The following is a 23,826-nucleotide window of genomic DNA, read 5'->3' on the forward strand; positions in this document are numbered from 1 at the left end:
GCCACCCCGAGCAGCGCGGCCGGCTTGTGCCGGAGCAGCTGAGCCATGGCCTCGGCGATCAGCTCGCCACCCGCGGCGGCGTCCGGAACGATGACAACTTCCACGCTGGGCCTGCCGTTCTCAAGAGGGCTGGAGGGTCTGGAAGGTCTATGTGGTTTAGACCAATCTGATGGGACCAATCTAACAGAACCGACCCCTGTCGCCGGAGGCCGGGCGCAGAGAAAGGGGACAAGTGCGAGGTTACGTGAATACGTCAGATGGGGTGAATTGAGGAAAATCTCCGCGGCGGGGGGTCGCGTCCCGCCGGGCCGCCGAAAATTGCCCCGGACATCCGGCCCCACGGCCGCCCCCGGCGGGCTACGCTGCGATCGGATCAACTGTGAACAGTCTCCAACGCATGGACACACACCGTGGTCTAGTCCACAATTGCGTACGAGGGCTGAACGAGTACGGCATCAGCCGTACGGCACAGTCACACTCTTCCGTCTTCCCCGCACAGGAAGGCGGACCGAGGAACCGGAGCTCTCTGCCCTGACTGCCCCGGATCCTCACCTTCGGCCGACTGGGACCGCACACCCCACGGCCGTTGCTGCTCCGGGCTGCGGTGCCGGGAGGGTTGAGGGTCCCTCTCAGGCGCCGCGGCCCGCGGGTGTTTCCGGGCCCGCCCTTCACGCCGTACTCGCCGATTTTCGGCCATCCACATACCCCCAGGTACGCTCACAGACGTGCCCTCCATGAACGAACTGGTCCGCCAGCACACCGCCCTCGACGACTCCGACCTCGAGTGGCTCCATCTGCTGGTCTCGGAGTGGCAGCTGCTCTCCGACCTCTCCTTCGCCGACCTGGTCCTGTGGGTCCCCACCCGGGACGGCACCCGGTACGTCTCGGTGGCGCAGATGCGCCCCAACACCGGCCCCACCTCCTACCAGGACGACATGGTCGGCCACCTGGTCCCGCGCGGCCGCCGGCCGATGCTGGACATCGCCCTGGACGAGGGCCGGATCGTCCGCGAGGGCGACCCGGAGTGGCGCGAAGAGGTCCCCGTACGGGTCGAGTCCATCCCGGTACGGCGCGAGGGCCGGGTTCTCGGGGTCATCGCCCGCAACACCAACCTGCTGACCGTGCGCACCCCGAGCCGCCTGGAGCTCACCTACCTCCAGAGCGCTTCCGACCTCGCGCAGATGATCGCTGCCGGATCGTTTCCCTTCCCGAACCAGCAGGTCGACATGGACGCCTCGCCGCGCGTCGGCGACGGCCTGATCCGGGTGGACGGCGACGGCATCGTCCAGTACGCCTCCCCGAACGCCCTCTCCGCCTACCATCGCCTCGGCCTCGCCGCCGACCTGCTCGGCCACCACCTGGGGCAGACCACGGCCGAACTCGCCCCGACCAAGGGGCCGGTGGACGAGGCGCTCGCCAAACTCGCCAGCGGCTGGGCGCCGCGCGAGTTCGAGATCGAGTCCGAGGACGGCGTCATCCAGTTCCGGGCGATCCCGCTCAAGCCCAAGGGCACCCGCATCGGGTCCCTGGTGCTGCTCCGGGACGTCACCGAACTGCGGCGTCGCGAGCGGGAGTTGATCACCAAGGACGCGACCATCCGGGAGATCCACCACCGGGTGAAGAACAACCTCCAGACGGTCGCCGCGCTGCTGCGCCTGCAGGCCCGGCGCATCGACTCGGAACGCGGCCGGGAGGCCCTGGAGGAGGCGGTACGGCGGGTCGGCTCGATCGCCATCGTGCATGAGACGCTGTCCCAGAACCTGGACGAGCGCGTCGAGTTCGACGAGATCGCGGACCGGGTGCTCGCGATGGTCGCCGAGATCTCGCCGGGCAAGGTCGCGGGCCGGCGCACCGGCCGCTTCGGGATACTCGACGCCGAGGTCGCCACCCCGCTGTCGATGGTGCTCACCGAAGTCCTGCAGAACGCCCTCGAACACGGCTTCCGCGAGGGCGACACCGGCACCGTCGAGGTCACGGCGGTCCGCGGCGGTACCACCAAGGAGGCCCGGCTGCTCGTCACCGTCCAGGACGACGGCGTCGGCCTGCCCGAGGGCTTCGACCCGCACCGCTCAGGCAACCTCGGCCTGCAGATCGTACGGACGCTGGTGGAGGGCGAGTTGGGTGGCACGTTCGACATGGTGCCGGCGCCGGAGCGTGGGACCCGGGTGATCCTGGACGTTCCGGTGCGCCCGCAGAAATAGGCCGCGCCGACGGGGTGTCCGTGCGCGGCACGGGAGGTACGGGCACAGCAAAGAGCCCCGGACCTGGTGGGTCCGGGGCTGCTCGCTCGTTGCTGCTCTTACTGCTAAGCGCATCGGGGGTACTGCGCGCTGCGGCTCGGGGGCGGGAGATGCGTACTCGCTGTACGCGCCGCCAAGCTCAGGCTGTCACCAGGGGTGGGACTGTCAGGCGGTGGCCTGACGGGCCCGGTTGCGGGCGGCACGGCGCTTCATCGCGCGACGCTCGTCCTCGCTGAGACCACCCCAGACGCCGGAGTCCTGGCCGGACTCGAGCGCCCACTGCAGACACTGATCCATAACGGGGCAGCGCCGGCAAACGGCCTTGGCTTCCTCGATCTGCAGCAGCGCAGGACCAGTGTTGCCGATGGGGAAGAAGAGCTCGGGGTCTTCCTCGCGGCAAACGGCGTTGTGACGCCAGTCCATGGCTGCTACCTCTCCTTGGTATTACATGCACGTTGCTTGTGAATGTGAACGCTTTCACGAATCCCTCAACAAGTGAAGGGCCGACCGCCAGGTTCCCTGGCAGGGGTCCTGTGAGTTGAAGGGGGATTCCGGTGGTCAGTGGACGCCGGTGTTGCGGGCTGTCCCGACCGCCACGTAGAGCCTCGCAAACCTCAGCGACGGATACAACCCCTTCCGGAAAGTTTTTTTTGATTCCTCGGTGTCGACTGGGTCACAGCCGTACTTCCATGGGGTGGATCCTGGCCTAAACGTTCGAGTGAAAGGACTTTGGCCCGTTCCGCTCACACAATCACACGCAGTGCGCGGCGTACGCCTGTGAACGTCACGCTCGTACGCAGTCCTAGGTGGTCGCCGTCCATCTGGAGGGGGAGGGGCACCTTCGAATGCAAGGTGAACTGGTCCAGATCGTGCAGGGACACCGCGTGCTTGCCGTGGGGTCCGCGCTCGGGGGACGAAGTGAGCAACTGCGTGCCATACCGGGCAGCGGCGGCGGTCGACAGCCGGCTGAGACCGAGTACGTCGATACCTTTATCGAACGAGGCCTTAGGTGACGTGTACATCGGGCGATTGCCGAGATACGTCCAGGGCGAGGTGTTGCAGACTATCGCCACGACAAGATCCGTGATCGGGTCGGCGCCGGCCCGTTCGAGCGTGATCGTTCCGTGCCGGCGGTGCTGCTCGCCCAGGAATTGCCGGACGACCTGACGAACGTACAGCGCGTGCGTGGATTTCTTACCGAGCTCGCGCTGCTGCTCGACCCGGCCGACGACGCCCGCGTCGAAGCCGAGTCCCGCGTTGAAGGTGAACCAGCGGGCCGGGACCGCCTCGTCCTCGGTGCCGGGAGTACCGGCGGTCAGACCGAGGCCGACGACGCGCTCGCGCCTCTCGCGGAGCGCGTCCAGCAGGTCGCCGGTGGCCTCGACCGGGTCGTTGGGCAGGCCGAGGGCCCGGGCGAAGACGTTGGTGGAGCCGCCGGGGACCACGGCGAGGCCGGGCAGCCGGTCCGGGTCGGGCCCGTCGTGGAGCAGACCGTTGACCACCTCGTTGACCGTGCCGTCGCCGCCGAGCGCCACGACGAGGTCGATGTCGTCGCTCTCCGCCGCGAGCCGCGCCAGGTCGCGGGCGTGGCCGCGGTACTCGGTGGTGACCGCCTCCAGCTTCACTTCGCTCGCGAGCGCGTGGATGAGGACGTCGCGCCTACGTGCGCTTGTGGTGGTTGCCGCCGGATTGACCACGAGAAGTGCACGCATGGATTGCAGCGTACCTACTGGAAAGTACCGGGCCCAGACCGAGTTAGGGATCGGGTAAGAGATAGGGGCGTGAGTCTCAACACTCGGGTGCGAGGGCCGCGGCTCCCGCCGCGGGGCCGAGGGCTACCCTTTCCGGCGTGAGCAGTGAGGATGTGCCTACGGCCGAGAAGGCCGACGGAATCGACGGACCCCGTCCGCGGCGGCTGACGTATGCCGCCGCGCTGGCCGGGCTGGAAGGGCTCGCGCTGCTCGTCGGCGGGGTGTGGCTGGCCGTGCTCGGGTTCACCGGGAATCCGGACGACCGGGGGCAGGCCATCACCGGGGGCGTCACGGTGATCGTGCTGGCGCTGCTGCCGCTGATCGCCGCGCGCGGGCTGCTGCTGCGGAAGAGCTGGAGCCGGGGGCCGGCGGTGATCACGCAGATCATGGCGTTGCCGGTGGCGTACAACCTGCTCCAGGCCGACAGCGTGGCGATTCCGGTGGGGATCGTGCTGGCGGTGGTGGCGGTGGCCTCGCTGGTGCTGCTGGTGAACTCCGCTACCACCCAGGCCCTTGGGATCAAGGGGCCCGGGCGTAGTAGCTGATCTGCGGGTGGGTGGGCCCGCGCCCCTTCGGGGCGTTCTACTCCTCGACGAGCAGCTTTTCCCGCAGCTGAGCCAGGGTCCTCGCCAGCAGCCGTGAGACGTGCATCTGGCTGATGCCGACCTCCTGGGCGATCTGGGACTGGGTCATGTTGCCGAAGAAGCGGAGGAGAAGGATCCGCTTCTCGCGGGGCGGGAGGTCTTCCAGCAGGGGCTTGAGGGACTCGCGGTACTCGACGCCCTCCAGGGCCTCGTCCTCCGCGCCGAGGGTGTCGGCGACCGCCGGGGACTCGTCGTCGGTGTCGGGGACGTCCAGGGACAGCGTCGAGTAGGCGTTGGCCGACTCCAGGCCCTCCAGGACCTCCTCCTCCGAGATCGCGAGCTTCTCGGCCAGTTCGTGCACCGTGGGCGAGCGGCCGTGCTGCTGGGACAGCTCCGCCGTGGCGGTGGTGAGCGCGAGGCGCAGCTCCTGGAGACGGCGCGGGACGCGGACCGCCCAGCCCTTGTCGCGGAAGTGACGCTTGATCTCGCCGACCACGGTCGGGGTGGCGTACGTCGAGAACTCCACGCCCCGGTCCGGGTCGAACCGGTCGACCGACTTGATGAGGCCGATGGTGGCGACCTGGGTGAGGTCGTCCAGCGGCTCGCCGCGGTTGCGGAACCGGCGCGCGAGGTGCTCCACGAGCGGCAGATGCATCCGGACCAGCCGATTGCGCAGCTCCGCGTACTCGGCGCTGCCCTCCTTCAGCCCGCGCAGCTCGACGAACAGGGCGCGCGCGCCGCTGCGGTCCTGAGGTTCGCTGCGGTCCCGAGGCTCGTGCTGGGTCGCCTGCACCACCTCCGCGGCCAGCGCCTCGTCCTCGGCGTATCGCTCGTGCTCGCTCATCGTCCCGCCCGTCGCCCTTCCGCGAGCCTTCGCCCCGGCCCGGTTCGGGGCCGCGACCCCGTTCCGTCCTTCCGGGGGCGCGCCCTGCACGGCACCCTCCAGACCGACCTGCGCGGAGGGGTCCTCCGGGTGCGGCCTGGCCTGTTCCGGGATGCCGTCGATGCCGTCAGCCATGCGGCGGGAGCCCGCCCCGGGGCCTTCGCCCCCGGTCGGCAGTTCCCGTGTGCCGCGCTCTTCGTCCCGCACCGGCCCGTCCCCGTCCCTCACGCCGGCCCGGGTCCCGCGCCGCGCTGTTTGTAGAGGCTGATCGACACGGTCTTGTCCTCGTCGACGGCCGACGAGACCTTGCCCGCCAGGGCCGAGAGCACGGTCCAGGCGAAAGTGTCGCGCGAGGGGGCGTGGCCGTCCGTGGTCGGAGCGGAGACCGTGACCTCCAGCGAGTCGTCGACGAGGCGGAAGACACAGCTGAGCACCGAGCCGGGAACGGCCTGCTGGAGCAGGATCGCGCAGGCCTCGTCGACCGCGATGCGCAGATCCTCGATCTCGTCCAGGGTGAAGTCCAAGCGGGCGGCGAGACCGGCCGTGGCCGTGCGCAGCACCGACAGGTAGGCACCCGCAGCCGGCAGCCGGACTTCCACGAAGTCCTGGGTCGCGGGCTCGCCTGCGATCTGGGACACCCTCACCTCCATGGTGGTACAAGCTTTTCGGGGCCGAGGGTCGCCCCCCGGGGTAACGCACTACGTGGTTCAGCGGTGACGCTACCGCGCTCCGAACTTTTCTGTCCCCGGGACCCCAACCCCCTGGCGTCACTCACAGTAAACCTGTGGATACGCTCCGTGTCTAGAGGTCTGCCTTGCCCAATTGGGAAGAGCGCGCGCCGGGTTGACGTACCCCGGCGTAGAACCGTCGAACCGTCGGTTGCCGTGGTCTTCAGCAGCCGTAGTGCAGTGTCACACGAGGACGTGGTCGACGAAGCACCAGCGCCAGTCCTCGCCGGGCTCGAACGTCCGCATCACGGGGTGACCGGATGATTCGTGGTGGCCTGTCGCATGTCTTCCCGGTGACGAGTCGCAGCAGGCGACGTGGCCACAGGTCAGACAGAGCCGCAGTTGTACCGGGTGCCAGCCCTTGGCGAGACACTCCGGGCAGGTCTCGTTCTGTGGCTCGGGTTCCGGGTGCGGCAGCGCGTCGCGGTGCGTGCACTGTTTCATGATTGCCAGATTACGACGGGTGTGCGGGTGGCCGCGCGGAAAATGAGGGCGGGCGAGGACCATGGACGTGATGCCACTGCTGTTGCTGGTGGCGGGGAGCGCCGCGATCGCCGGTGCGGCCCGGCGCACTCCGGTGCCGGCGCCGCTGCTGCTGGTCGCGGCCGGCCTGGTGGTGTCGTACGTGCCCGGGGTCCCCGACTACACCCTCGACCCGGACATCGTGCTGCCGCTGGTGCTGCCGCCGCTGCTGTACAAGGAGGGCACCGAGAGCTCGTACCTCGACCTGCGGGCGAACATGCGGCCGGTGGCGCTGCTCTCGGTGGGGTACGTGCTCTTCGCGACCTTCGTCGTCGGCTGGGCCGCCTACCTGATCGTGCCCGGGCTGCCGCTGCCCGCGGCGCTCGCGCTGGGCGCGGTCGTGGCGCCCACGGACGCGGTCGCGGCCGCCGCCATCGCCCGCCGGGTGGGGCTGCCGTCCCGGCTCACCACCATCCTGCAGGGCGAGTCCCTGCTGAACGACGCCACGGCGATCACCGCCTACCGCGTGGCCGTCGCGGCCGCCATCGGGGAGGGCGCCTCCTGGGCCCACGGAATCGGGGAGTTCCTCCTGGCCGCGTTCGGCGGCGTGATCGTCGGTGTGCTGCTGATGGTGCCGATCCACTGGCTGCGCCTGCATCTGAAGGAACCGCTGCTCCAGAACACGCTGTCGCTGCTGATCCCGTTCGTCGCGTACAGCGTCGCCGAGCAGTTCCACGCCTCCGGCGTGCTGGCGGTCGTCGTCGTCGCCCTCTACCTGGGCCACCGTGCCTGGGAGGTCGACTTCGCCACCCGCCTCCAGGAGGAGGCCGTGTGGCGCATGGTGGCGTTCGTGCTGGAGTCGGCGGTCTTCGCGCTGATCGGACTGCAGCTGCCGGTCGTCCTCAAGGGCCTCGGCGCGTACGAGGGCATCGACGCCGCCTGGTACGCGTTCGCCCTCTTCCTGGTCGTGGTGGCGGCGCGGTTCGTCTGGATATACCCGGCGGCCTTCCTGCCGCGGTTGCTGTCCCGGCGGATCCGCGAGCGGGAGGACAACCCCACCTGGAGAAGCCCGGCGGTCACCGCCTGGGCGGCGATGCGGGGCGTGGTCTCGCTGGCCATCGCCTTCTCGATCCCGCTCACCGTGCACGGCGGCGCCCCCTTCCCGCAGCGCAACCTGATCCTGTTCCTGACCTTCACGACGGTCATCGGCACCCTCGTGGTGCAGGGCCTCAGCCTGGCCCCGCTGATCCGCCTGATGAAGTTCCCGCCCCGCGACACCCAGGCCGAGACCCTCGCCGAGGCGAACGCCCAGGCCCAGGCCTCCCGTGCGGCCGAGGCCCGCCTGGACGAACTCCTCTCGGACGACCGCAACGAACTCCCCCCGCCGCTCGCCGACCGCCTCCGCACGGTCCTGGAGCGCCGCCGCAACGCCGTCTGGGAGCGCCTCGGTCAGACCAACCCGGTCACCGGCGAGTCGGTCGACGACACCTACCGCCGCCTCTCGCGCGAGATGATCAGCGCCGAGCGCACCGTCTTCGTCCGGCTCCGCGACCACCGCTACATCGACGACGAGATGCTGCGCACCCTGCTGCGCCGGCTGGACCTGGAGGAGGCGGCGGCGTACCGGGAGGCAGAGTGAGATCCGGAACGCGGTCCGCGGCCCCGCACGCCGATCAGGCCGTCAGCACCGCCGCCACGGCCCCGCCCCGCCCCAGGCCGCCCTCCCGCGCCAGCTCGACAAGTCCGTACAGCAACTTGGCGACATACAGCCGCTCCACCCGCATCCCGTGCCGCTCCTCGAAGTCCTCCGCGAAGGCGTCGAGTTCCGGTGTCGTACGCCCGTACCCGCCGAAGTGGAACCGCTCGTCGAGCGACCACCGGCCGCGCCGCCCGCCGAACGCCTCCGCCTGCAACCGCTGTATCTCGCCCGCCAGGAACCCGCCCCTCAGCACCGGTACCCCCACCGCGCGCTGCCGCGCCCCCAGTCCGGCGGCCAGCCCGGCCAGCGTGCCCCCGGTCCCGCAGGCGATTCCCACCACGTCGGCTTGTCCCCGCAGCTCCGCGCCGAGGGCCAGGCAGCCGCGTACCGCGGCCGCGTTGCTGCCGCCCTCCGGCACCACGTACGCGTCCTCGGCCCCCGCCGCCCGCAGCAGACCGGCCAGCACCTGCGGCTCGGCCTTGCGCCGATACGTCGACCTGTCGACGAAGTGCAGCCGCATCCCGTCGGCCACGCACCGCGCCAGCGACGGATTCAACGGCCGGGCGGCCAGCTCCTCGCCCCGCACCACCCCCACCGTCGGAAAGCCCAGAAGACGGCCCGCGGCGGCCGTCGCGCGCAGGTGGTTGGAGTAGGCGCCGCCGAAGGTGAGGACCGGGCGGCCGGCCGCCGCCTCGATGTTCGGGACCAGCTTGCGCCACTTGTTGCCGATCAGCTCCGGATGGATCAGGTCGTCCCGCTTGAGGAGGAGACGGACGCCGTGGCGGGCGAAACGGTCGTCGGTCACCTCCTGCAGCGGGGAGGGGAGCCGGGGGGTGAGTATGTCGGCGCTGGTCACGTCGTCATTGTCGCCCGGGGTGCCGGCGCGGGCTCACTTCAGCCGGTCCCTGACGCGCTCGCGCAGCCAGGCCATCGAGAAGCCGCGCGGGTCCACCTTCCCCGGCTGCCACTCCAGGTGCCCGATCACCGACCGCTCCGACCAGCCGTGCCGCCGGCACACCGCCGCGGCCACCTTCTCGATCGCTTCCAGCTGGGCCTCGGGCCAGGGGTCCGCGCCGTCGCCCAGGTTCTCGCACTCGAAGCCGTAGAAGTGCCGGTTGCCGTCGGTGTTCGTCTCGTTGTCCGGGGGCAGGGCCTTCTCGGCGATCACCGCGCGCAGCACGTCGTCGTCGCCCAGCCCCGCGTGGTTGGCGCGGCCGTAGCCGACTAAGTGGACCGTGCCGTCCTTGGTGATGACGCCGTGGCACAGCGGGCCGGGCAGGCCGGGGTGGCCGTCGTAGCAGATCCGGACCGTTGTCTCGGTGCCGTGGGTCACCGTGTGGTGGATCATCACACCGTGGACGGGTCCCCAGGGGCCCTTGTGGTTCCGGTTGTGCTCCTTCCAGTCGCCGACCTCGACGACCGTGACGCCCTCGTCGCGCAACGCGTCGAGGAAAGCGCCCGCGGACATGGGTGGGGCCATGACCGCCTCCTTCGCGTCTGAACTATCCGTATCTTCCAGATCTTCTGGGCTTTCTACAGAAGTCGGGCTTAACGGGCCAGCCTCCTTCGAACTTGTTCGCATCTTGTGCGAGTCGATCCGGACAAGTCGGCATATCGAAGGGTGCGGATGAGGGGATTTGTCGGCATGCCCAGTAGTGCGATGATCTATTCCCGCTCTTTCGGGTAATGGTCCCGGCACGCTCCGTGATGACAGGGTGGCCCGTGAGACCGATGCGTGGGCAGTTCGGCGCCCGCGCAGGTATGGGAGGGCATTTCCTTATGTCGGTAGGCGAAGAGGTCCGCACGGATCAGGGCAAGCCGCAGCAGTCTCTGGACACGGCGGCAGCGCGGAACCTGGCCACCACGACCAAGTCCGCGCCCCAGATGCAGGAGATCAGCTCCCGCTGGCTGCTGCGGACACTGCCCTGGGTCGATGTCCAGGGCGGCACGTACCGGGTGAACCGACGGCTCACCTACACGGTCGGCGACGGCCGTATCACGTTCCTGAAGACCGGCGACCGTGTCGAGGTCATCCCCGCGGAGCTGGGCGAGCTGCCCGTCCTGCGGTCGTACGACGACGAGGAGGTGCTGGCGGAGCTGGCCCAGCGCTGCCGGCAGCGGGACTTCGCCGCGGGCGAGGTCATCGCCTCGTTCGGCAACGGGACGGACGAGGTCCACCTGCTGGCCCACGGCCGTGTCGAGAAGATCGGCACCGGCCCCTACGGCGACGACGCGGTCCTCGGCGTCCTCGCCGACGGCGCCTACTTCGGCGAGCAGGGCCTGATCGACCCGGACGCCATCTGGGAGTACACCGCCCGGGCGGACACGGCCTGCACCGTGCTGACCCTGTCCCGGCAGGACTTCGAACAGGTCGCCGAGCGCGCCGACTCACTGCGCGCGCATCTCCAGCAGCTGCGCGCGATCCCCGAGCAGCGCACCAACAAGTACGGCGAGAAGGAGGTAGCCCTCGCGGCCGGCCACAGCGGCGAGCCCGACATCCCGCACACCTTCGTCGACTACGAGGCCCGGCCGCGCGAGTACGAGCTGAGCATCGCCCAGACCGTGCTGCGCATCCACACCCGCGTGGCCGACCTCTACAACCAGCCGATGAACCAGACCGAGCACCAGTTGCGGCTCACCGTCGAGGCGTTGAAGGAGCGCCAGGAGCACGAGCTCATCAACAACCGGGAGTTCGGCCTGCTCAGCAACTGCCAGTACGACCAGCGGCTGCAGCCGCACGACGGCGTGCCCAGCCCGGACGACATGGACGAGCTGCTCAGCCGCCGGCGCGGCACCAAGCTCTTCCTCGCGCACCCGCGCGCGATCGCCGCCTTCGGCCGGGAGCTCAACAAGCGCGGACTGGTCCCCGAGACCGTCGAGATCGGCGGCAACCGCATCCCGACCTGGCGCGGAGTCCCGATCTACCCCTGCAACAAGATCCCGGTCACCGAGGCCCGGACCACCTCGATCATCGCCATGCGTACCGGCGAGGACAACCAGGGCGTCATCGGACTGCGGCAGGCCGGGATCCCCGACGAGATCGAGCCGAGCCTCTCGGTCCGCTTCATGGGCATCAACGAGCAGGCGATCATCAGTTACCTGGTCACGGCCTACTACTCGGCCGCCGTGCTCGTCCCGGACGCCCTCGGAGTACTGGAGAACGTCGAGATCGGCCGCTGGAGGTGACGTTTCCGCACTTGGTGGCCGTGTCCCCGCCCTCCGGGGCGGGTACACCCTCGGGGTACGTGCCGAGGCGGGGCGGAGACGCCACCGTACGCGCACTCCGCGAGGGGGAGGCCATGGGCGAGTTCGTGACGGAGCGGCAGCAGCGTGCCACGCAGCTGCCCGGGAGGCCGGAGTCGCCCGACGGGTCCGAGGCGGTCGCCGTACTGGAGCGGGTCCGGGCGTCCGTCGACCCCGAACTGCGCACCGCGGTGGCGTCCTTGCCCGGTTCGATGCGGCGGATCGCGCGCTACCACTTCGGCTGGGAGCACGCGGACGGCACCCCGGCGGACGGCAACGCGGGCAAGGCCATCCGGCCCGCGCTGGTCCTGGCCGCCGCCGACGCGCTCGGCGGACCGGCGGCCCGCGCGGCCGCCGTACGGGCCGCGGCCGCCGTGGAGCTGGTGCACAACTTCACCCTGCTGCACGACGACGTCATGGACCGGGACACCTCCCGAAGGCACCGGCCCACCGCGTGGACCGTGTTCGGCGACGCGGACGCGATCCTCGCCGGGGACGCCCTCCAGGCGCTGGCCCTCAGGCTGCTCGCCGAGGACCCGCACCCGGCGTCCGCGGCGGCCGCCGTCCGGCTCGCGGACTGCGTCCTCGAACTGTGCGCGGGACAACACGCGGACACGGCCATGGAGGGCCGGGCACCCGACGAGGTCACCCTCGACGAGGTGCTCGCCATGGCCGAGGCGAAGACCGGGGCGCTGCTCGGCTGCGCCTGCGCCCTGGGCGCGCTGTACGCGGGGGCGGGAGCGCCGGAGGTGGCGGCGCTCGACGGCTTCGGCCGCCAGGCCGGCCTGGCCTTCCAGCTGATCGACGACGTCATCGGGATATGGGGTGACCCCCGGCGCACCGGCAAACCGGCCGGCGCGGATCTGGCGGCCCGCAAGAAGTCCCTGCCGGTCGTCGCGGCCCTCACCTCCGGCACCCCGGCCGCCGCCGACCTCGCGGAGCTGTACGCCAAGCCGCATGTGCGGGCCGACGCCGACGAGATCGCGCGGACCGCCCTGGCCGTGGAGCGGGCGGGCGGCCGGGACTGGGCGCAGTCCGAGGCGGCCGACCGGATGGCCCGGGCGATGCAGGAGCTCGCCCGTGCCGTGCCCGGCCCGGAGGCGGCCGACGGCCTGCTCGCGCTCGCCGAGTTCGTGACCCGGCGCAGCAGGTGAAGACCCCGGAGCTCCCGGGACCGCGCGGCTCCTGACCCCGCGCGGTGCTCCGGGGGCTCCGGCCCGACGGGTCCCGCACATCCCCACGGTGTGCGGGGCTCGCCGATTCCCGACGTGGCGTTTCCTGCTGGGCGACGGGCGACGGGCGACGGGCGACGGGCGACGGGCGACGGGCGACGGGCGACGGGCGACGGGCGCGGCTGCCGGGCCCGGCCTACGCTGGGGGCATGGACAGCCAGGACCAGGTCTGTCCGGTCTGCGGACAGCCCGTCGAACGTGTGGTGCGACGGCACAAGACGCTGGGGGCCTGGGTTCCGGTCTGGGGACCCGGTCCCTGCCGTAACCCCCACTGCGGTGAGCACACCGAACCGCCGGGCCCGCAGGAGGCGTCACCACCCGGGCCCCCGCCGCCCGGGCCCGGCCGGGAGGGACCGTAGCGTGTCCGCATGACCGGACTCCCGAACATTCTGCACATCACCGAACGCTCCCTCTGGGAAGAGGCCCGCGCGCGGGGCGGCTACGAGATGTCCACCCGCGGCCGCACCCTCCAGGAGGAGGGCTTCATCCACTGCTCCACGCGTGACCAGCTCCCGCGCGTGGCGGCCTTCCTGTACGGCTCCTACGACGGCCCGGACGACCTGGTGGTGCTGGTCGTGGACCCGGCCCGGGTCGGCGCCCCGGTGAAGTGGGAGGCGCCGGAGCCGGGCGGTGAGGAGTTCCCGCACGTGTACGGACCGATACCGGTCACGGCCGTGGTGGACGTGGAGCCCTGGGTCCGGCACCCGGCCGGCTGACTCCTAGCCCCGGCTCGGGAGGCCGCCGGTCTCCGGGTCGCGGCCGGTGAGGCAGTAGACGCCGCCCGCCGGGTCGCGCATCACCGTCCAGTGGCGGCCGTCGGCCACGTGCACGGCGCCGAGTTCCTCGTGCCGGGCGCGGGTCGCCGGGATGTCCGCGCAGGCCAGGTCGAGGTGGGCGGCGGCGGGCTGCTCGTCGTCCAGCCGCTGGAGCAGGATCCGCACGGGCAGGCCGGCCGGCTGCCTGAGCACCCGGAACTCCGGCAGCGAGCCGGTGAGCAGCTCCCAGCCGGTCAGCTCCGCCCAGAACGCCGTCTCCGCCTCGTACGCGGACGGCGGGATGTCCAGGCTGACCTGGTCGAGCCGGCTGCCCGCCACGACCGGCGGCCGTACCGACTCCCCGTGCCAGGGCACGGCGCACCACGCCTGCCCGGCCGGCGACCGCAGGACCGCCCACCCGTCGTGCTCGGCGACCGGCTCGGCGCCGAGTTCCCGGGCTCGCTTCACGAGGCCCGGCACGTCCTCGACGCAGAGGTCCAGGTGAGCTCCGCCGGGCCCCGACTCGACGCCCTGGAGCTTGACACAGGCGTCGACGCCGGAGGTCGGCAGCAGCGTCACGAACTCGTCGTTCTCCCCACGGGGCGCGGAGAGGAAGGTGCCGGTGACGGCCGTCCAGAACGCCTGGGCGGTGGCGAGGTGCGCGGTGGGGCGGTCGGCGAAGGCGTACGTCCAGCGGATGCTCATGCGGTGATCGTAAGTGTGCTACTCGGCTGCCCGGCGCTCCGTGAAACGCAGCAGGTTCCCCGCCGGGTCCCGGAACGCGCAGTCCCGCACGCCCCAGTGCTGGTCCATGGGCTCCTGGATCACGTCACCGCCGTGCTCCCGCACCCGCTCGTACAGCGCGTCGCAGTCGGTGGTGGAGAAGATCACCCCGCGCAGCATGCCCTTGGCGAGCAGCTCGGCCATGGCCTGCCGGTCGGCGGGGGAGGCGTCCGGGTTGGCGCCCGGCGGCTCCAGCACGATCTCCACGCCCGGCTGCTGCGGCGACCCGACGGTCACCCACCGCATCCCCTCGAACTCCACGTCGTTGTGGACCTCCAGGCCGAGAACGTCACGGTAGAAGGCCAGCGCCTTGTCGTGGTCGTCGACGGCGATGAAACACTGCGCGAGTTTTACGTCCATGAGGTCAGGCTAGGAGGAAACCTCCGGCCGTGCGTGCGGTCGTACGCGTGCAGTGGAACGCGGGCAGTCGAACGCGTGCAGTCGAACGCGCGCCGTCAGTACGGCCGGCGGCGTGGCCGGGTGAACGTACGGGCCACACAGGACGGGATGACCGTGCTCTCCTCGTGGTCCCGTGCCCGGTACGCGCTCGGCGTCTCCCCGACCAGCTCGGTGAACCGCGAGCTGAAGGACCCCAGCGACGTACAGCCGACCGCCATGCACACCTCGGTCACCGTGAGGTCGCCGCGGCGCAGCAGTGCCTTGGCCCGCTCGACCCGCCGGGTCATGAGATGGCTGTACGGCGTCTCCCCGAAGGCCTTGCGGAAGCTGCGCTGGAAGTGGCCGGGGGACATGAGGGCGGTACGGGCGAGCTCGGCCATGTCGAGCGGCTCGGCGTACTCGCGGTCCATGCGGTCACGCGCCCGGCGCAGCCGTCTCAGGTCCTCCAGAGGGGTCACCCGACCAGCATGGCATGCACATCGCACACACGGCGGGGGTTTGTTTTTGGACGTGCGTTTCCCTCTGGTTCTCGCGTAATTGGCCCGGGCTTGTTTGCATAAAGGAATGGACCACATCACGTTCCTCGTGGCGGTCGTGATCGTCACCGCTCTTGCGTTCGACTTCACCAACGGGTTTCACGACACGGCGAACGCGATGGCCACGTCCATCGCGACCGGCGCGCTCAAACCGAAGACAGCGGTTCTGGTCAGCGGCGTACTGAACCTGGTCGGAGCCTTCCTCTCCACGGAGGTCGCCAAGACGATCTCCGGCGGCATCGTGAACGACGCCAAGGTGACCCCGGCGATGATCTTCGCCGGACTGGTCGGGGCGATTTTGTGGAATCTGATGACCTGGCTGGTCGGGCTGCCGTCCAGTTCCTCGCACGCTCTGTTCGGCGGGCTGATCGGGGCCGTCTGGGTCGGCGCGGGCTCCGGCGCGGTCAACTTCGACAAGGTTGTCGAGAAGATCATCATCCCGGCGTTCGCCTCGCCGGTGGTGGCGGGCGTCGCCGCGCTGATCGCGACGTACTGCGCGTACAAGATCACCGCCCGCGGCCGCGCGGACTCCGTGGGCAAGGGCTTCCGGCTCGGGCAGATCGGGTCGGCCTCGCTGGTCTCGCTCGCCCACGGCACCAACGACGCCCAGAAGACCATGGGCATCATCACCCTGACCCTGATCTCCGTCGGCGCCCTCCCCGGCGACGCCGGCCCGCCGGTCTGGGTGATCTCCACCGCCGGTCTCGCCATCGCCCTCGGCACCTACATCGGCGGCTGGCGGATCATCCGCACCATGGGCAAGGGCCTGACCGAGATCCAGTCCCCGCAGGGCTTCGCGGCGGAGACCGCCTCCACGGCCGTCATCCTGACCTCCGCCCACATGGGCTTCGCGCTCTCCACCACGCAGGTCGCCTCCGGTTCCATCCTCGGCGCGGGCGTCGGCCGGCGGCTCGCGGAGGTCCGCTGGGGCGTCGCCGGCCGCATGGTGGCCGCCTGGGTGATCACGCTGCCCTGCGCCGCGCTGGTCGGCGGCATCTCCGCGGCCACGGTCAAGCACGGCGGCAACTTCGGCACGGTCGTGGTCGCGCTGGTCGGCGCCGCGCTCGCGGCCGGCATCGTCGTGCTGTCGCGCCGCAACCCGATCGACGCGAAGAACGTCAACGACGGCCACGAGGTCGCCATCCGCACCACGACCCCGTCCAACGTCGGCACCGCCGCCTGAGTGAGGGAGTTCCCATGGACATCGACTGGACCGCACTCGGCCAGGTCACCGCGGTGAGCATCGGAGTTACATTCGCAGTGGTGGTCGTCTTCGCCCTCGGCGTCCTCGGGCTCGCCCGCTACGAGGGAGCCAAGGAGCAGGGCGGCACCAGCGCCGTCGGCGTCACCCAGGCAGGGCTGTGCTTCCTCGCCTGCGTGGCGGTGGTGACGTACAGCATCTACCTGATCGTGCCGCAGTTCCACTGACACGCCGATCCCACCAAGCCGCTGAGGAGGACTGGATGACGACGCCGGACCTGCTGTCCGACCTGGCCGACCTGAAGGTCGACTACAGCGACCCGGACGACCCCGTACTCATCCGCCCGGACGGATCCCCGATCGACACCTGGCGGGAGAACTACCCGTACGCGTCCCGCATGGAGCGCAAGGAGTACGAGTGGCACAAGCGGCTCCAGCAGATCGAGCTGCTGAAGCTGCAGACCTGGATCAAGGAGACGGGACGCCGGATCGTCATAGTCTTCGAAGGCCGGGACGCGGCCGGCAAGGGCGGCACCATCAAGCGCTTCACGGAGCACCTGAACCCCCGTGGCGCGCGCGTGGTGGCCCTGGAGAAGCCCACGGAGCGCGAGAGCGGGCAGTGGTACTTCCAGCGCTACGTCGAGCACCTGCCGACCGCCGGTGAGATCGTGATGTTCGACCGCTCCTGGTACAACCGGGCCGGCGTCGAGCGGGTCATGGGCTTCTGCTCGGACGACCAGTACCGGCGCTTCATGCGCCAGGCCCCGCTCTTCGAGCGGATGCTGGTGGACGACGGGGTGGACCTGGTGAAGTTCTGGTTCTCGGTCTCGCAGGGCGAGCAGCGGACCCGCTTCACCATCCGCCAGGTCGACCCGGTACGGCAGTGGAAGCTCAGCCCGATGGATCTGGCCTCGCTGGATCTCTGGGACAACTACACCGCCGCGAAGGTCGCGATGTTCCGCGAGACCGACACCGACTACGCGCCCTGGACCGTGGTGAAGAGCAACGACAAGAAGCGGGCCCGCGTCGAGGCCATGCGCAGCGTGCTGGCCCGCTTCGAGTACGCCGACAAGGACGAGGAGGTCGTCGGCAGCCCGGACCCGCGGATCGTGGGTGCGGCGGCCGGCCTGCTGGAGGCGGGCGAGGACGACCACGGCGGGCAGTAGCACCCCTCACCCGCCAGGGGCCGGCCGGTCGACCTCCGACCGGCCCTTCCTCGTACGCGGCCCCGCAACCCACGCCCGTGCCCACCGACTTGGTGATCGAGATTGCGCCCGTGAACGAGCTGGACCGGGGCGAGCGGATGGACACGGTTCGGCCGGGTGACCCATGATCCCTTGCATGATCCGCGCCGCCACCGAGAACGACGTCCCCGAGATACGGGCCATGATCCGCGAACTCGCCGCGTACGAGCGTGCCGTGGAGCAGGCCCGGGCCACCGAGGAGCAGCTCCGCGAGGCCCTGTTCGGCCCCCACCCCGCGGCCTACGCGCTGGTCGCCGAGGACGAGACCACGGGCGAACTCGCGGGCTATGCCCTGTGGTTCCCCACCTTCTCGACCTGGACCGGAACCCGCGGCATGCACCTGGAGGACCTCTACGTACGCCCGCACGCCCGCGGCGGCGGCCACGGCCGGGCCCTGCTCGCCGCCCTGGCCGCGTTCTGCCTGCGCAGCGGCTTCGAGCGCTTCGAGTGGTGGGTGCTGGCGTGGAACGAGCCGGCGATCGGCTTCTACCGGTCGCTCGGGGCGGAGTTCCTGGACGAGTGGCGCATCTGCCGCCTGACCGGCGATCCGCTCAAGGAACTGGCCGCCGCCTCATAGGCCGTACCTCGGAAAAAAGGACCGCACCCGAACCCTCCGGAACACCGTGAACGGCGGTCCGTCGGGACGGGTGCGGTCGATCAAGGCCTTGGCAACCGGTGCGGGTGCGGGTCAGGCCTTCTTGGTCTCCCAGAAGATCTTGTCGATCTCGGCGATGAGCTCCAGGGCCTTCTCGCCGGTCTTCGGGTCCGTGGACGCCTTGGCGGCGGACAGGGCCTTCAGGGTGTCGTTGACCAGCTGGTGCAGTTGCGGGTACTTCTCGAAGTGCGGGGGCTTGAAGTAGTCGCTCCAGAGCACCGAGACGTGGTGCTTGGCGAGCTCGGCACGCTGCTCCTTGATGACGGTGGCGCGCGCCTGGAAGTGCGGGTCGTCGTTGGCGGCCATCTTCTCCTGCACGGCCTTCACCGACTCCGCCTCGATGCGGGCCTGGGCCGGGTCGTACACACCGCAGGGCAGGTCGCAGTGCGCGCTGACCTTGACCTTGGGGGCAAACAGGCGGGAAAGCATGGAGCATTCCTTCCTCGTGATCGTCTTCTCAGGTGGGACATTACTCCCTGGGAAGCCTGATTTCGCGAGTGCCCCCATGGGCTTAGGACAAAAGTCCAGGGTCAGACTGAGACTGGTGGAGGAACGGACCGGGGAGGTGCCGGGGATGCCGGAGCTGTCGCAGGAGACCGAGCGGGGGAGGGGCGCCGCGCTCTTCGGACTGGCCGAGGTGACCGGCCCGTCCATGGTGCCCACGCTGTACCAGGGGGATCAGCTCCTGGTGCGGTACGGGGCCCGGGTGCGGGCCGGCGACGTCGTCGTCCTGCGTCATCCCTTCCAGCAGGACCTGCTGGTCGTCAAGCGGGCCGTGGAGCTGCGCGAGGGCGGCTGGTGGGTGCTCGGGGACAACGCGTACGCGGGCGGGGACAGCACGGACTACGGGACCGTGCCGGAGGAGCTCGTCCTCGGCCGGGCCCTGTTCCGCTGGCGGCCGCGCAAGCCGGATCAGCGTTCGCCGCTGGCGCTGGTGCGCTGGGCGCTCTCGGCCGCCAGGCCGGTGCTGGCCGACCGTTCCGGCCGGTCGGGGCGTTCCGCCTCCAGGCGTTTGCGGGCCCGGTAGGCGGCCACGTTGGCGCGGGTCGCGCAGCGGTCCGAGCAGTAGCGCCGGGAGCGGTTGGTCGAGGTGTCGAGGTAGGCGTTGCGGCACGGCGCAGCCTCGCACAGGCCGAGCCGGTCGACGCCGTACTCGGTGAGGTGGAAGGCCAGCCCCATCGCCGCGATCGCCGTGTAGCCGGCGGTGGCGTTGGAGGGGTGGTCGGCCAGGTGCATGTGCCACAGCGGGCGGCCGTCCTCGTCCCGGAAGTCGTGCCCGGAGATCTGCGGGCTGACCGGGAACTCCAGGAGGAGCGAGTTCAGCAGGTCGACCGCGAGGGTCTCCTCGCCCTTGTCGGCGGCCTCGAAGACCGCGCGGAGCCGGGCCCGCACCGAGCGGAATCGGGTGAGGTCGGCGTCGGTGGCTCGCCGGGCCGCCTGCTGGTTGCCGCCGAAGAGATCGCGGACGGCCTCGACCGAGGTGAGGGAGTCCTTGCCCCGGGCCGGTTCCTCGCTGTTGACGAGCCGGACGGCGTAATCCGAGTAATAGGCCAGTTCCACTTGTAGTCCTTACGCGGGCACTCTATGGTCGGTCGTGCGGTCGGGTAATAGCCGGTCGTGCTTCCAGGGTATTACGGGACTTGTGCGGTGGAGGGTTGCCATGACGGACGCGCCGACGACCACGACCACGACCGGGGCCGACTGGGGTGCCTGGCAGGAGAGCTGGGACCGGCAGCAGGAGTGGTACATGCCGGACCGCGAGGAGCGGTTCCGGATCATGCTCGACATGGTGGAGGCGCTGGTCGGTACGGCCCCGCGCGTCCTCGACCTCGCGTGCGGCACCGGCAGCATCAGCGGCCGGCTGCTCGCCCGCTTCCCGGACGCGGTGAGCACCGGGGTCGACCTCGACCCGGCCCTCCTCGCCATCGCCGAGGGCACCTTCGCGGGCGACGACCGGGTCACGTTCGTCACCGCCGACCTCAAGGACCCGGAGTGGACCACGAGGCTGCCGTACGACTCGTACGACGCCGTCCTGACCGCCACGGCCCTGCACTGGCTGCACAGCGAACCCCTCGCGGCCCTCTACGGTCAGGTCGCGGAGCTCGTCCGCGACGGCGGTGTCTTCATGAACGCGGACCACATGATCGACGACAGCACGCCCAGGATCAACGCGGCGGAACGGGCGCACCGGCACCGGGGTATGGATCAGGCCAAGGCGGCGGGGGCGCTGGACTGGGCCGAGTGGTGGCAGCTGGCGGCGCAGGACCCGGTGCTCGCCGGGCCGACGGCCCGCCGGTTCGAGATCTACGGCGAGCACGCGGAAGGCGACATGCCCTCGGCCGCCTGGCACGCCCGCGTGCTGCGTGAGAAGGGTTTCGGGGAGGCGCGGCCGGTGTGGTGCTCGCCGTCGGACACGCTGCTGCTCGCCCTGAAGTAGCACGCCGCTAGACCGAAGGGGCGGTACGAGGATGCTCGTACCGCCCCTTCGCGCCGTACCGCTACAGCACCTTCGACAGGAACGACTTCGTCCGGTCGTGCTGCGGGTTGGTCAGGACGTCGCGCGGGTGGCCGGACTCGACCACCACGCCGTCGTCCATGAAGACCAGGCTGTCGCCGACCTCGCGGGCGAAGCCCATCTCGTGCGTGACGACGATCATCGTCATGCCGTCCTCGGCCAGGTCCCGCATCACGTCCAGGACCTCGCCGACCAGCTCCGGGTCGAGCGCGGAGGTCGGCTCGTCGAAGAGCATCAGCTTCGGCTGCATGGCGAGCGCGCGGGCGATCGCGACGCGCTGCTGCTGGCCGCCGGAGAGCTGCGCCGGGTAGTGGCCGGTGCGGTCGCCGAGGCCGACCCGGCCGAGCAGACGCTGCGCCCGCTCCCGGGCCACCGCCTTGGTCTCGCGCTTGACCTGGACCGGCGCCTCCATGACGTTCTCCAGGGCCGTCATGTGCGGGAAGAGGTTGAAGCGCTGGAACACCATGCCGATGTCCCGCCGCTGCGCCGCGACCTCCTTCTCCTTCAGCTCGTAGAGCTTGTCGCCGTGCTGGCGGTAGCCGACCAGGTGGCCGTCGACGTACAGCCGGCCGGCGCTGATCTTCTCGAGGTGGTTGATGCACCGCAGGAAGGTGGACTTGCCGGAGCCGGACGGGCCGATCAGGCAGAACACCTCGCGCGGCAGCACCTCCAGGTCGATGCCCTTGAGGATGTGCGACAGCCCGAACGACTTGTGCACGCCCTCGGCCTTGACCATCGGCGCGCCGCTGCTCGGCGGGGTGATGTCCTTGACGAGAGAGCTCATCGGGCCACCTCCGGGCGACGGAACGAACCCCACCGGGCCAGATTCTTCCGCAGCCGCTGCAGCGGGGTGGGCGGGAGGTTGCGCGAGGAGCCGCGGGCGTAACGGCGTTCGATGTAGTACTGCACGATGCTGAAGATCGTGGTCAGGAACAGGTACCAGATGCAGGCGACGAAGTACATCTCGACGACCGCCAGCGAGGTGCTGGAGATGTCGGTGGCCTTCTTGATCAGCTCGGGGAGCTGGACCGCGTAGGCCAGTGACGAGGTCTTCAGCATGTTGATGAACTCGTTGCCGGTCGGCGGGATGATGACCCGCATGGCCTGCGGGAGGATCACCCGGCGCAGCGTCTGGCCCTGGGTCATGCCCAGCGCGTGCGAGGCCTCGGTCTGGCCCTCGTCGACCGACTGGATGCCGGCGCGGACGATCTCCGACATGTATGCGGCCTCGTTCAGGCCGAGCCCCAGCAGCGCGGTGAGGACCGGCGTCATCACCTGGTTCATCTCGTCCTTGTAGAACCCCAGGTTCAGGATGGGGAAGACGAGCGCGATGTTGTACCAGAGCAGCAGCTGGACCAGGACCGGGGTGCCGCGGAAGAACCAGATGTAGAACCAGGACACCGTGCTGGTGACCGGGTTCGACGACAGCCGCATCACCGCGAGCACCACGCCGAGCGCGACGCCGAGCACCATGGCCAGCACCGAGATGTAGAGCGTGGTCCAGGCGCCGGAGACGATGCCCTGGTCGAAGAGGTAGTCGGGGATGACGCTGTAGTTGATCTTCGCGTTGGAGAAGGCGATCCCGATCAGCACCAGCAGGGCGATGACCACGACGCCGGACACCCAGCGCCCGTAGTGGCGCACCGGGATGGCCTTGATCTGCTCCGGCGGCACGGACGGCGCCGGAATCCTGTCGACCGTGTCAGTCACTGTGACGGCCCTTCAGACGTGCGTGGGCGCTCAGGAGCCGCCGTTGATCTTCGACTCGGTCACCGCGCCCTGCGTGACGTTCCACTTGTCCAGGATCTTCTGGTAGTCACCGCTCTTGATGATGGCGGCCACGGCGGCCTGGATCGCGTCGCGCAGCTGGGTGTTCTCCTTGTTGACCGCGATGCCGTACGGGCCGGCCTCGATCTGGTCGCCGACGACCTCGAAGTCCTTGCCGCTGCCGGAGGTCTTGGCGTTGTAGGCGGCCACCGGGAAGTCGTTCAGGTCGGCGACGGAGGCGCCCTGCTTCAGACGGAGCAGCGCCTCGGGGTCGGTGTCGAAGGTCTGGAGGTCGATGGCCTTGTTGCCGTCCTTCGTACACTTCTTGCTCTGCGCCTTGGCGATGCCCTCGGACGTGGTGCCCTTCTGCAGGGCCACGACCTTGCCGCACAGGTCGTCCAGGGACTTGACGCCCTTCGGGTTGCCCTTCTGGACCAGGATCGAGGTGCCGGCGGTGAAGTAGTCGACGAAGTCGACGCCGTTGCCGGCCTTCTTGCCGGTGTCGGAGTCGATGCCGTTCTGGCGGTCCTTGGTGTCGTTCATCGCCGACATGATCACGTTGAAGCGGTTGGCCTGGAGGCCCACGATCAGGTTGTCGAACTTACCGTTCTGGAACTCGAACTTGACACCCAGCTGCTTGCCCAGCGCATCCGCGATGTCCGGGTCGACACCGACGGCCTTGCCGTTCTCCATGTACTCGACCGGCGGGTAGGCGATGTCCGAGCCCACCTTGATCACGCCGGCCTTGCGGATGTCGGCCGGCAGCTTGCTCGCCAGCGGGGCCGAGGACGTCGAGGAGGAGCCGCCGTCGCTGCCCTTGTCCGTCTGGTCACCGCAGCCGGTGAGGATCAGGGTGCCAGCGACCGCGATCGCACCGAACGCGGCAATCCTGGAGCGCGAGGTGGTGGTACGACGGGTGGAGCTTGCGGTCATGGTGGGTTCCTCCGACAGTGGGTAGGACAAGCCGATATACCGATGTGTCTGATATGTCGATATGCCGATGGGTCGACGGAAACACACACCTTCGGGTGTCGCGACCTCGCGGGTTTACGGCATCCTGCCATTGGGATTGCTCCAAGCAGACGTGTCACCATGTCAAAATCGGATAACGGGTGACCCCCGTGACGCGTCAGGCCGGTCCTTCCGTGAC

The 23,826-nt window shown here is 70.0% G+C and carries 28 protein-coding genes and 1 pseudogene; 13 read left to right on the forward strand and 16 right to left on the reverse strand.

The window, feature by feature from the left end:
• Positions 1-104, reverse strand: a pseudogene (locus tag ACFY0P_RS45630) (glucosamine-6-phosphate deaminase); the annotation flags it as partial.
• 630 nt (positions 105-734) lie between these two features.
• On the opposite strand from ACFY0P_RS45630, the gene ACFY0P_RS45635 reads away from it, so the two are divergent.
• Positions 735-2,201, forward strand: a complete 1,467-nt coding sequence (locus ACFY0P_RS45635; RefSeq protein WP_388928229.1) for a sensor histidine kinase — start codon at positions 735-737, stop codon at positions 2,199-2,201.
• 204 nt (positions 2,202-2,405) lie between these two features.
• Here the strand turns inward: ACFY0P_RS45635 and ACFY0P_RS45640 are convergent, their stop codons facing one another.
• Positions 2,406-2,663 (reverse strand): WhiB family transcriptional regulator, encoded by a 258-nt coding sequence (locus tag ACFY0P_RS45640; RefSeq protein WP_010353616.1) that lies wholly within the window; start codon positions 2,661-2,663, stop codon positions 2,406-2,408.
• Between the two features lie 320 nt (positions 2,664-2,983).
• A complete protein-coding gene (locus tag ACFY0P_RS45645) occupies positions 2,984-3,952 on the reverse strand; it encodes a diacylglycerol/lipid kinase family protein (protein WP_388928023.1) in 969 nt (322 codons plus the stop codon).
• A gap of 137 nt (positions 3,953-4,089) precedes the next feature.
• Here ACFY0P_RS45645 and ACFY0P_RS45650 point away from each other — a divergent pair, with 137 nt between their 5' ends.
• Positions 4,090-4,536 carry a hypothetical protein gene (locus tag ACFY0P_RS45650; RefSeq protein ID WP_388928025.1) on the forward strand — a complete coding sequence of 149 codons (447 nt, stop codon included), beginning with the start codon at positions 4,090-4,092 and terminating at the stop codon, positions 4,534-4,536.
• 37 nt (positions 4,537-4,573) lie between these two features.
• Here the strand turns inward: ACFY0P_RS45650 and ACFY0P_RS45655 are convergent, their stop codons facing one another.
• The 3 genes from ACFY0P_RS45655 to ACFY0P_RS45665 form a co-directional block, all read right to left on the reverse strand.
• Positions 4,574-5,686 (reverse strand): RNA polymerase sigma factor SigF, encoded by a 1,113-nt coding sequence (locus ACFY0P_RS45655; protein ID WP_388928027.1) that lies wholly within the window; start codon positions 5,684-5,686, stop codon positions 4,574-4,576.
• The gene (locus tag ACFY0P_RS45660) at positions 5,683-6,096 is read right to left on the reverse strand and encodes an anti-sigma regulatory factor (protein WP_004925829.1); all 414 of its coding nucleotides are present in this window, start codon (positions 6,094-6,096) and stop codon (positions 5,683-5,685) included. The genes ACFY0P_RS45655 and ACFY0P_RS45660 overlap by 4 nt, the downstream gene beginning before the upstream one ends.
• Positions 6,097-6,369: 273 nt before the next feature.
• Positions 6,370-6,630 (reverse strand): UBP-type zinc finger domain-containing protein, encoded by a 261-nt coding sequence (locus ACFY0P_RS45665; RefSeq protein WP_388928030.1) that lies wholly within the window; start codon positions 6,628-6,630, stop codon positions 6,370-6,372.
• 61 nt (positions 6,631-6,691) lie between these two features.
• Between ACFY0P_RS45665 and ACFY0P_RS45670 the strand changes: the two genes are divergently transcribed.
• Positions 6,692-8,287 (forward strand): Na+/H+ antiporter, encoded by a 1,596-nt coding sequence (locus ACFY0P_RS45670; RefSeq protein ID WP_388928032.1) that lies wholly within the window; start codon positions 6,692-6,694, stop codon positions 8,285-8,287.
• Positions 8,288-8,321: 34 nt separating this feature from the next.
• On the opposite strand, the gene ACFY0P_RS45675 is transcribed toward ACFY0P_RS45670, so the two are convergent.
• Together ACFY0P_RS45675 and ACFY0P_RS45680 are read right to left on the reverse strand one after the other, a co-directional pair.
• A complete protein-coding gene (locus ACFY0P_RS45675) occupies positions 8,322-9,203 on the reverse strand; it encodes a 1-aminocyclopropane-1-carboxylate deaminase/D-cysteine desulfhydrase (RefSeq protein WP_388928035.1) in 882 nt (293 codons plus the stop codon).
• A 33-nt stretch (positions 9,204-9,236) separates the two neighbouring features.
• Entirely contained in the window at positions 9,237-9,827 is a 591-nt protein-coding gene (locus ACFY0P_RS45680) for an N-acetylmuramoyl-L-alanine amidase (RefSeq protein WP_388928038.1), read from the reverse strand.
• A gap of 299 nt (positions 9,828-10,126) precedes the next feature.
• Between ACFY0P_RS45680 and ACFY0P_RS45685 the strand changes: the two genes are divergently transcribed.
• The 4 genes from ACFY0P_RS45685 to ACFY0P_RS45700 all read left to right on the forward strand — a co-directional run bounded on the left by ACFY0P_RS45685 (position 10,127) and on the right by ACFY0P_RS45700 (position 13,538).
• Positions 10,127-11,533, forward strand: a complete 1,407-nt coding sequence (locus ACFY0P_RS45685) for a family 2B encapsulin nanocompartment shell protein (protein WP_388928041.1) — start codon at positions 10,127-10,129, stop codon at positions 11,531-11,533.
• A gap of 113 nt (positions 11,534-11,646) precedes the next feature.
• Positions 11,647-12,744: a family 2 encapsulin nanocompartment cargo protein polyprenyl transferase gene (locus tag ACFY0P_RS45690; protein ID WP_388928044.1), complete on the forward strand. Its 1,098-nt coding sequence runs from the start codon at positions 11,647-11,649 to the stop codon at positions 12,742-12,744.
• Between the two features lie 227 nt (positions 12,745-12,971).
• On the forward strand, positions 12,972-13,181 hold the full coding sequence (locus tag ACFY0P_RS45695; RefSeq protein WP_388928047.1) for a hypothetical protein: 210 nt from the start codon (positions 12,972-12,974) through the stop codon (positions 13,179-13,181).
• 9 nt (positions 13,182-13,190) lie between these two features.
• Positions 13,191-13,538: a DUF952 domain-containing protein gene (locus tag ACFY0P_RS45700; RefSeq protein WP_388928050.1), complete on the forward strand. Its 348-nt coding sequence runs from the start codon at positions 13,191-13,193 to the stop codon at positions 13,536-13,538.
• Between the two features lie 3 nt (positions 13,539-13,541).
• Here the strand turns inward: ACFY0P_RS45700 and ACFY0P_RS45705 are convergent, their stop codons facing one another.
• The 3 genes from ACFY0P_RS45705 to ACFY0P_RS45715 form a co-directional block, all read right to left on the reverse strand.
• On the reverse strand, positions 13,542-14,282 hold the full coding sequence (locus ACFY0P_RS45705) for a VOC family protein (protein WP_388928053.1): 741 nt from the start codon (positions 14,280-14,282) through the stop codon (positions 13,542-13,544).
• An 18-nt stretch (positions 14,283-14,300) separates the two neighbouring features.
• A complete protein-coding gene (locus ACFY0P_RS45710; protein WP_388928055.1) occupies positions 14,301-14,720 on the reverse strand; it encodes a VOC family protein in 420 nt (139 codons plus the stop codon).
• A gap of 95 nt (positions 14,721-14,815) precedes the next feature.
• A complete protein-coding gene (locus ACFY0P_RS45715; RefSeq protein ID WP_388928232.1) occupies positions 14,816-15,169 on the reverse strand; it encodes a helix-turn-helix transcriptional regulator in 354 nt (117 codons plus the stop codon).
• A 154-nt stretch (positions 15,170-15,323) separates the two neighbouring features.
• Here ACFY0P_RS45715 and ACFY0P_RS45720 point away from each other — a divergent pair, with 154 nt between their 5' ends.
• The 4 genes from ACFY0P_RS45720 (at position 15,324) to ACFY0P_RS45735 (ending at position 18,316) form a co-directional block, all read left to right on the forward strand.
• The gene (locus ACFY0P_RS45720; protein ID WP_388928058.1) at positions 15,324-16,478 is read left to right on the forward strand and encodes an anion permease; all 1,155 of its coding nucleotides are present in this window, start codon (positions 15,324-15,326) and stop codon (positions 16,476-16,478) included.
• Positions 16,479-16,492: 14 nt separating this feature from the next.
• Positions 16,493-16,723 (forward strand): hypothetical protein, encoded by a 231-nt coding sequence (locus tag ACFY0P_RS45725; protein ID WP_388928061.1) that lies wholly within the window; start codon positions 16,493-16,495, stop codon positions 16,721-16,723.
• A gap of 35 nt (positions 16,724-16,758) precedes the next feature.
• Positions 16,759-17,661, forward strand: coding sequence for a polyphosphate kinase 2 (gene ppk2 / locus ACFY0P_RS45730; protein ID WP_388928064.1), 903 nt, complete (start codon positions 16,759-16,761; stop codon positions 17,659-17,661).
• Positions 17,662-17,836: 175 nt separating this feature from the next.
• Entirely contained in the window at positions 17,837-18,316 is a 480-nt protein-coding gene (locus tag ACFY0P_RS45735; protein ID WP_388928067.1) for a GNAT family N-acetyltransferase, read from the forward strand.
• A gap of 111 nt (positions 18,317-18,427) precedes the next feature.
• On the opposite strand, the gene sodN is transcribed toward ACFY0P_RS45735, so the two are convergent.
• Positions 18,428-18,823, reverse strand: a complete 396-nt coding sequence (sodN, locus tag ACFY0P_RS45740) for a superoxide dismutase, Ni (protein ID WP_020130742.1) — start codon at positions 18,821-18,823, stop codon at positions 18,428-18,430.
• A gap of 145 nt (positions 18,824-18,968) precedes the next feature.
• On the opposite strand from sodN, the gene sodX reads away from it, so the two are divergent.
• Entirely contained in the window at positions 18,969-19,421 is a 453-nt protein-coding gene (gene sodX / locus ACFY0P_RS45745; protein ID WP_388928235.1) for a nickel-type superoxide dismutase maturation protease, read from the forward strand.
• Here the strand turns inward: sodX and ACFY0P_RS45750 are convergent.
• Positions 19,307-19,954, reverse strand: a complete 648-nt coding sequence (locus ACFY0P_RS45750; protein WP_388928070.1) for a CGNR zinc finger domain-containing protein — start codon at positions 19,952-19,954, stop codon at positions 19,307-19,309. The two genes, sodX and ACFY0P_RS45750, sit on opposite strands and share 115 nt — an antisense overlap.
• A 100-nt stretch (positions 19,955-20,054) precedes the next feature.
• Between ACFY0P_RS45750 and ACFY0P_RS45755 the strand changes: the two genes are divergently transcribed.
• Positions 20,055-20,831: a class I SAM-dependent methyltransferase gene (locus ACFY0P_RS45755; protein ID WP_388928072.1), complete on the forward strand. Its 777-nt coding sequence runs from the start codon at positions 20,055-20,057 to the stop codon at positions 20,829-20,831.
• A 61-nt stretch (positions 20,832-20,892) separates the two neighbouring features.
• On the opposite strand, the gene ACFY0P_RS45760 is transcribed toward ACFY0P_RS45755, so the two are convergent.
• The 3 genes from ACFY0P_RS45760 to ACFY0P_RS45770 are packed head-to-tail and all read right to left on the reverse strand — an operon-like array spanning position 20,893 to position 23,609.
• Complete coding sequence (locus ACFY0P_RS45760) at positions 20,893-21,693, reverse strand: amino acid ABC transporter ATP-binding protein (RefSeq protein WP_388928075.1); 801 nt, start codon at positions 21,691-21,693, stop codon at positions 20,893-20,895.
• The gene (locus tag ACFY0P_RS45765) at positions 21,690-22,619 is read right to left on the reverse strand and encodes an amino acid ABC transporter permease (protein WP_388928077.1); all 930 of its coding nucleotides are present in this window, start codon (positions 22,617-22,619) and stop codon (positions 21,690-21,692) included. Before ACFY0P_RS45765 ends, ACFY0P_RS45760 begins: the two co-directional genes overlap by 4 nt.
• A 30-nt stretch (positions 22,620-22,649) precedes the next feature.
• Entirely contained in the window at positions 22,650-23,609 is a 960-nt protein-coding gene (locus ACFY0P_RS45770) for an ABC transporter substrate-binding protein (protein ID WP_388928079.1), read from the reverse strand.
• Positions 23,610-23,826 lie beyond the last annotated feature (217 nt).

Origin of the sequence: Streptomyces sp. NPDC001714 (assembly GCF_042892755.1) — a bacterium.
Lineage (GTDB): Bacteria > Actinomycetota > Actinomycetes > Streptomycetales > Streptomycetaceae > Streptomyces.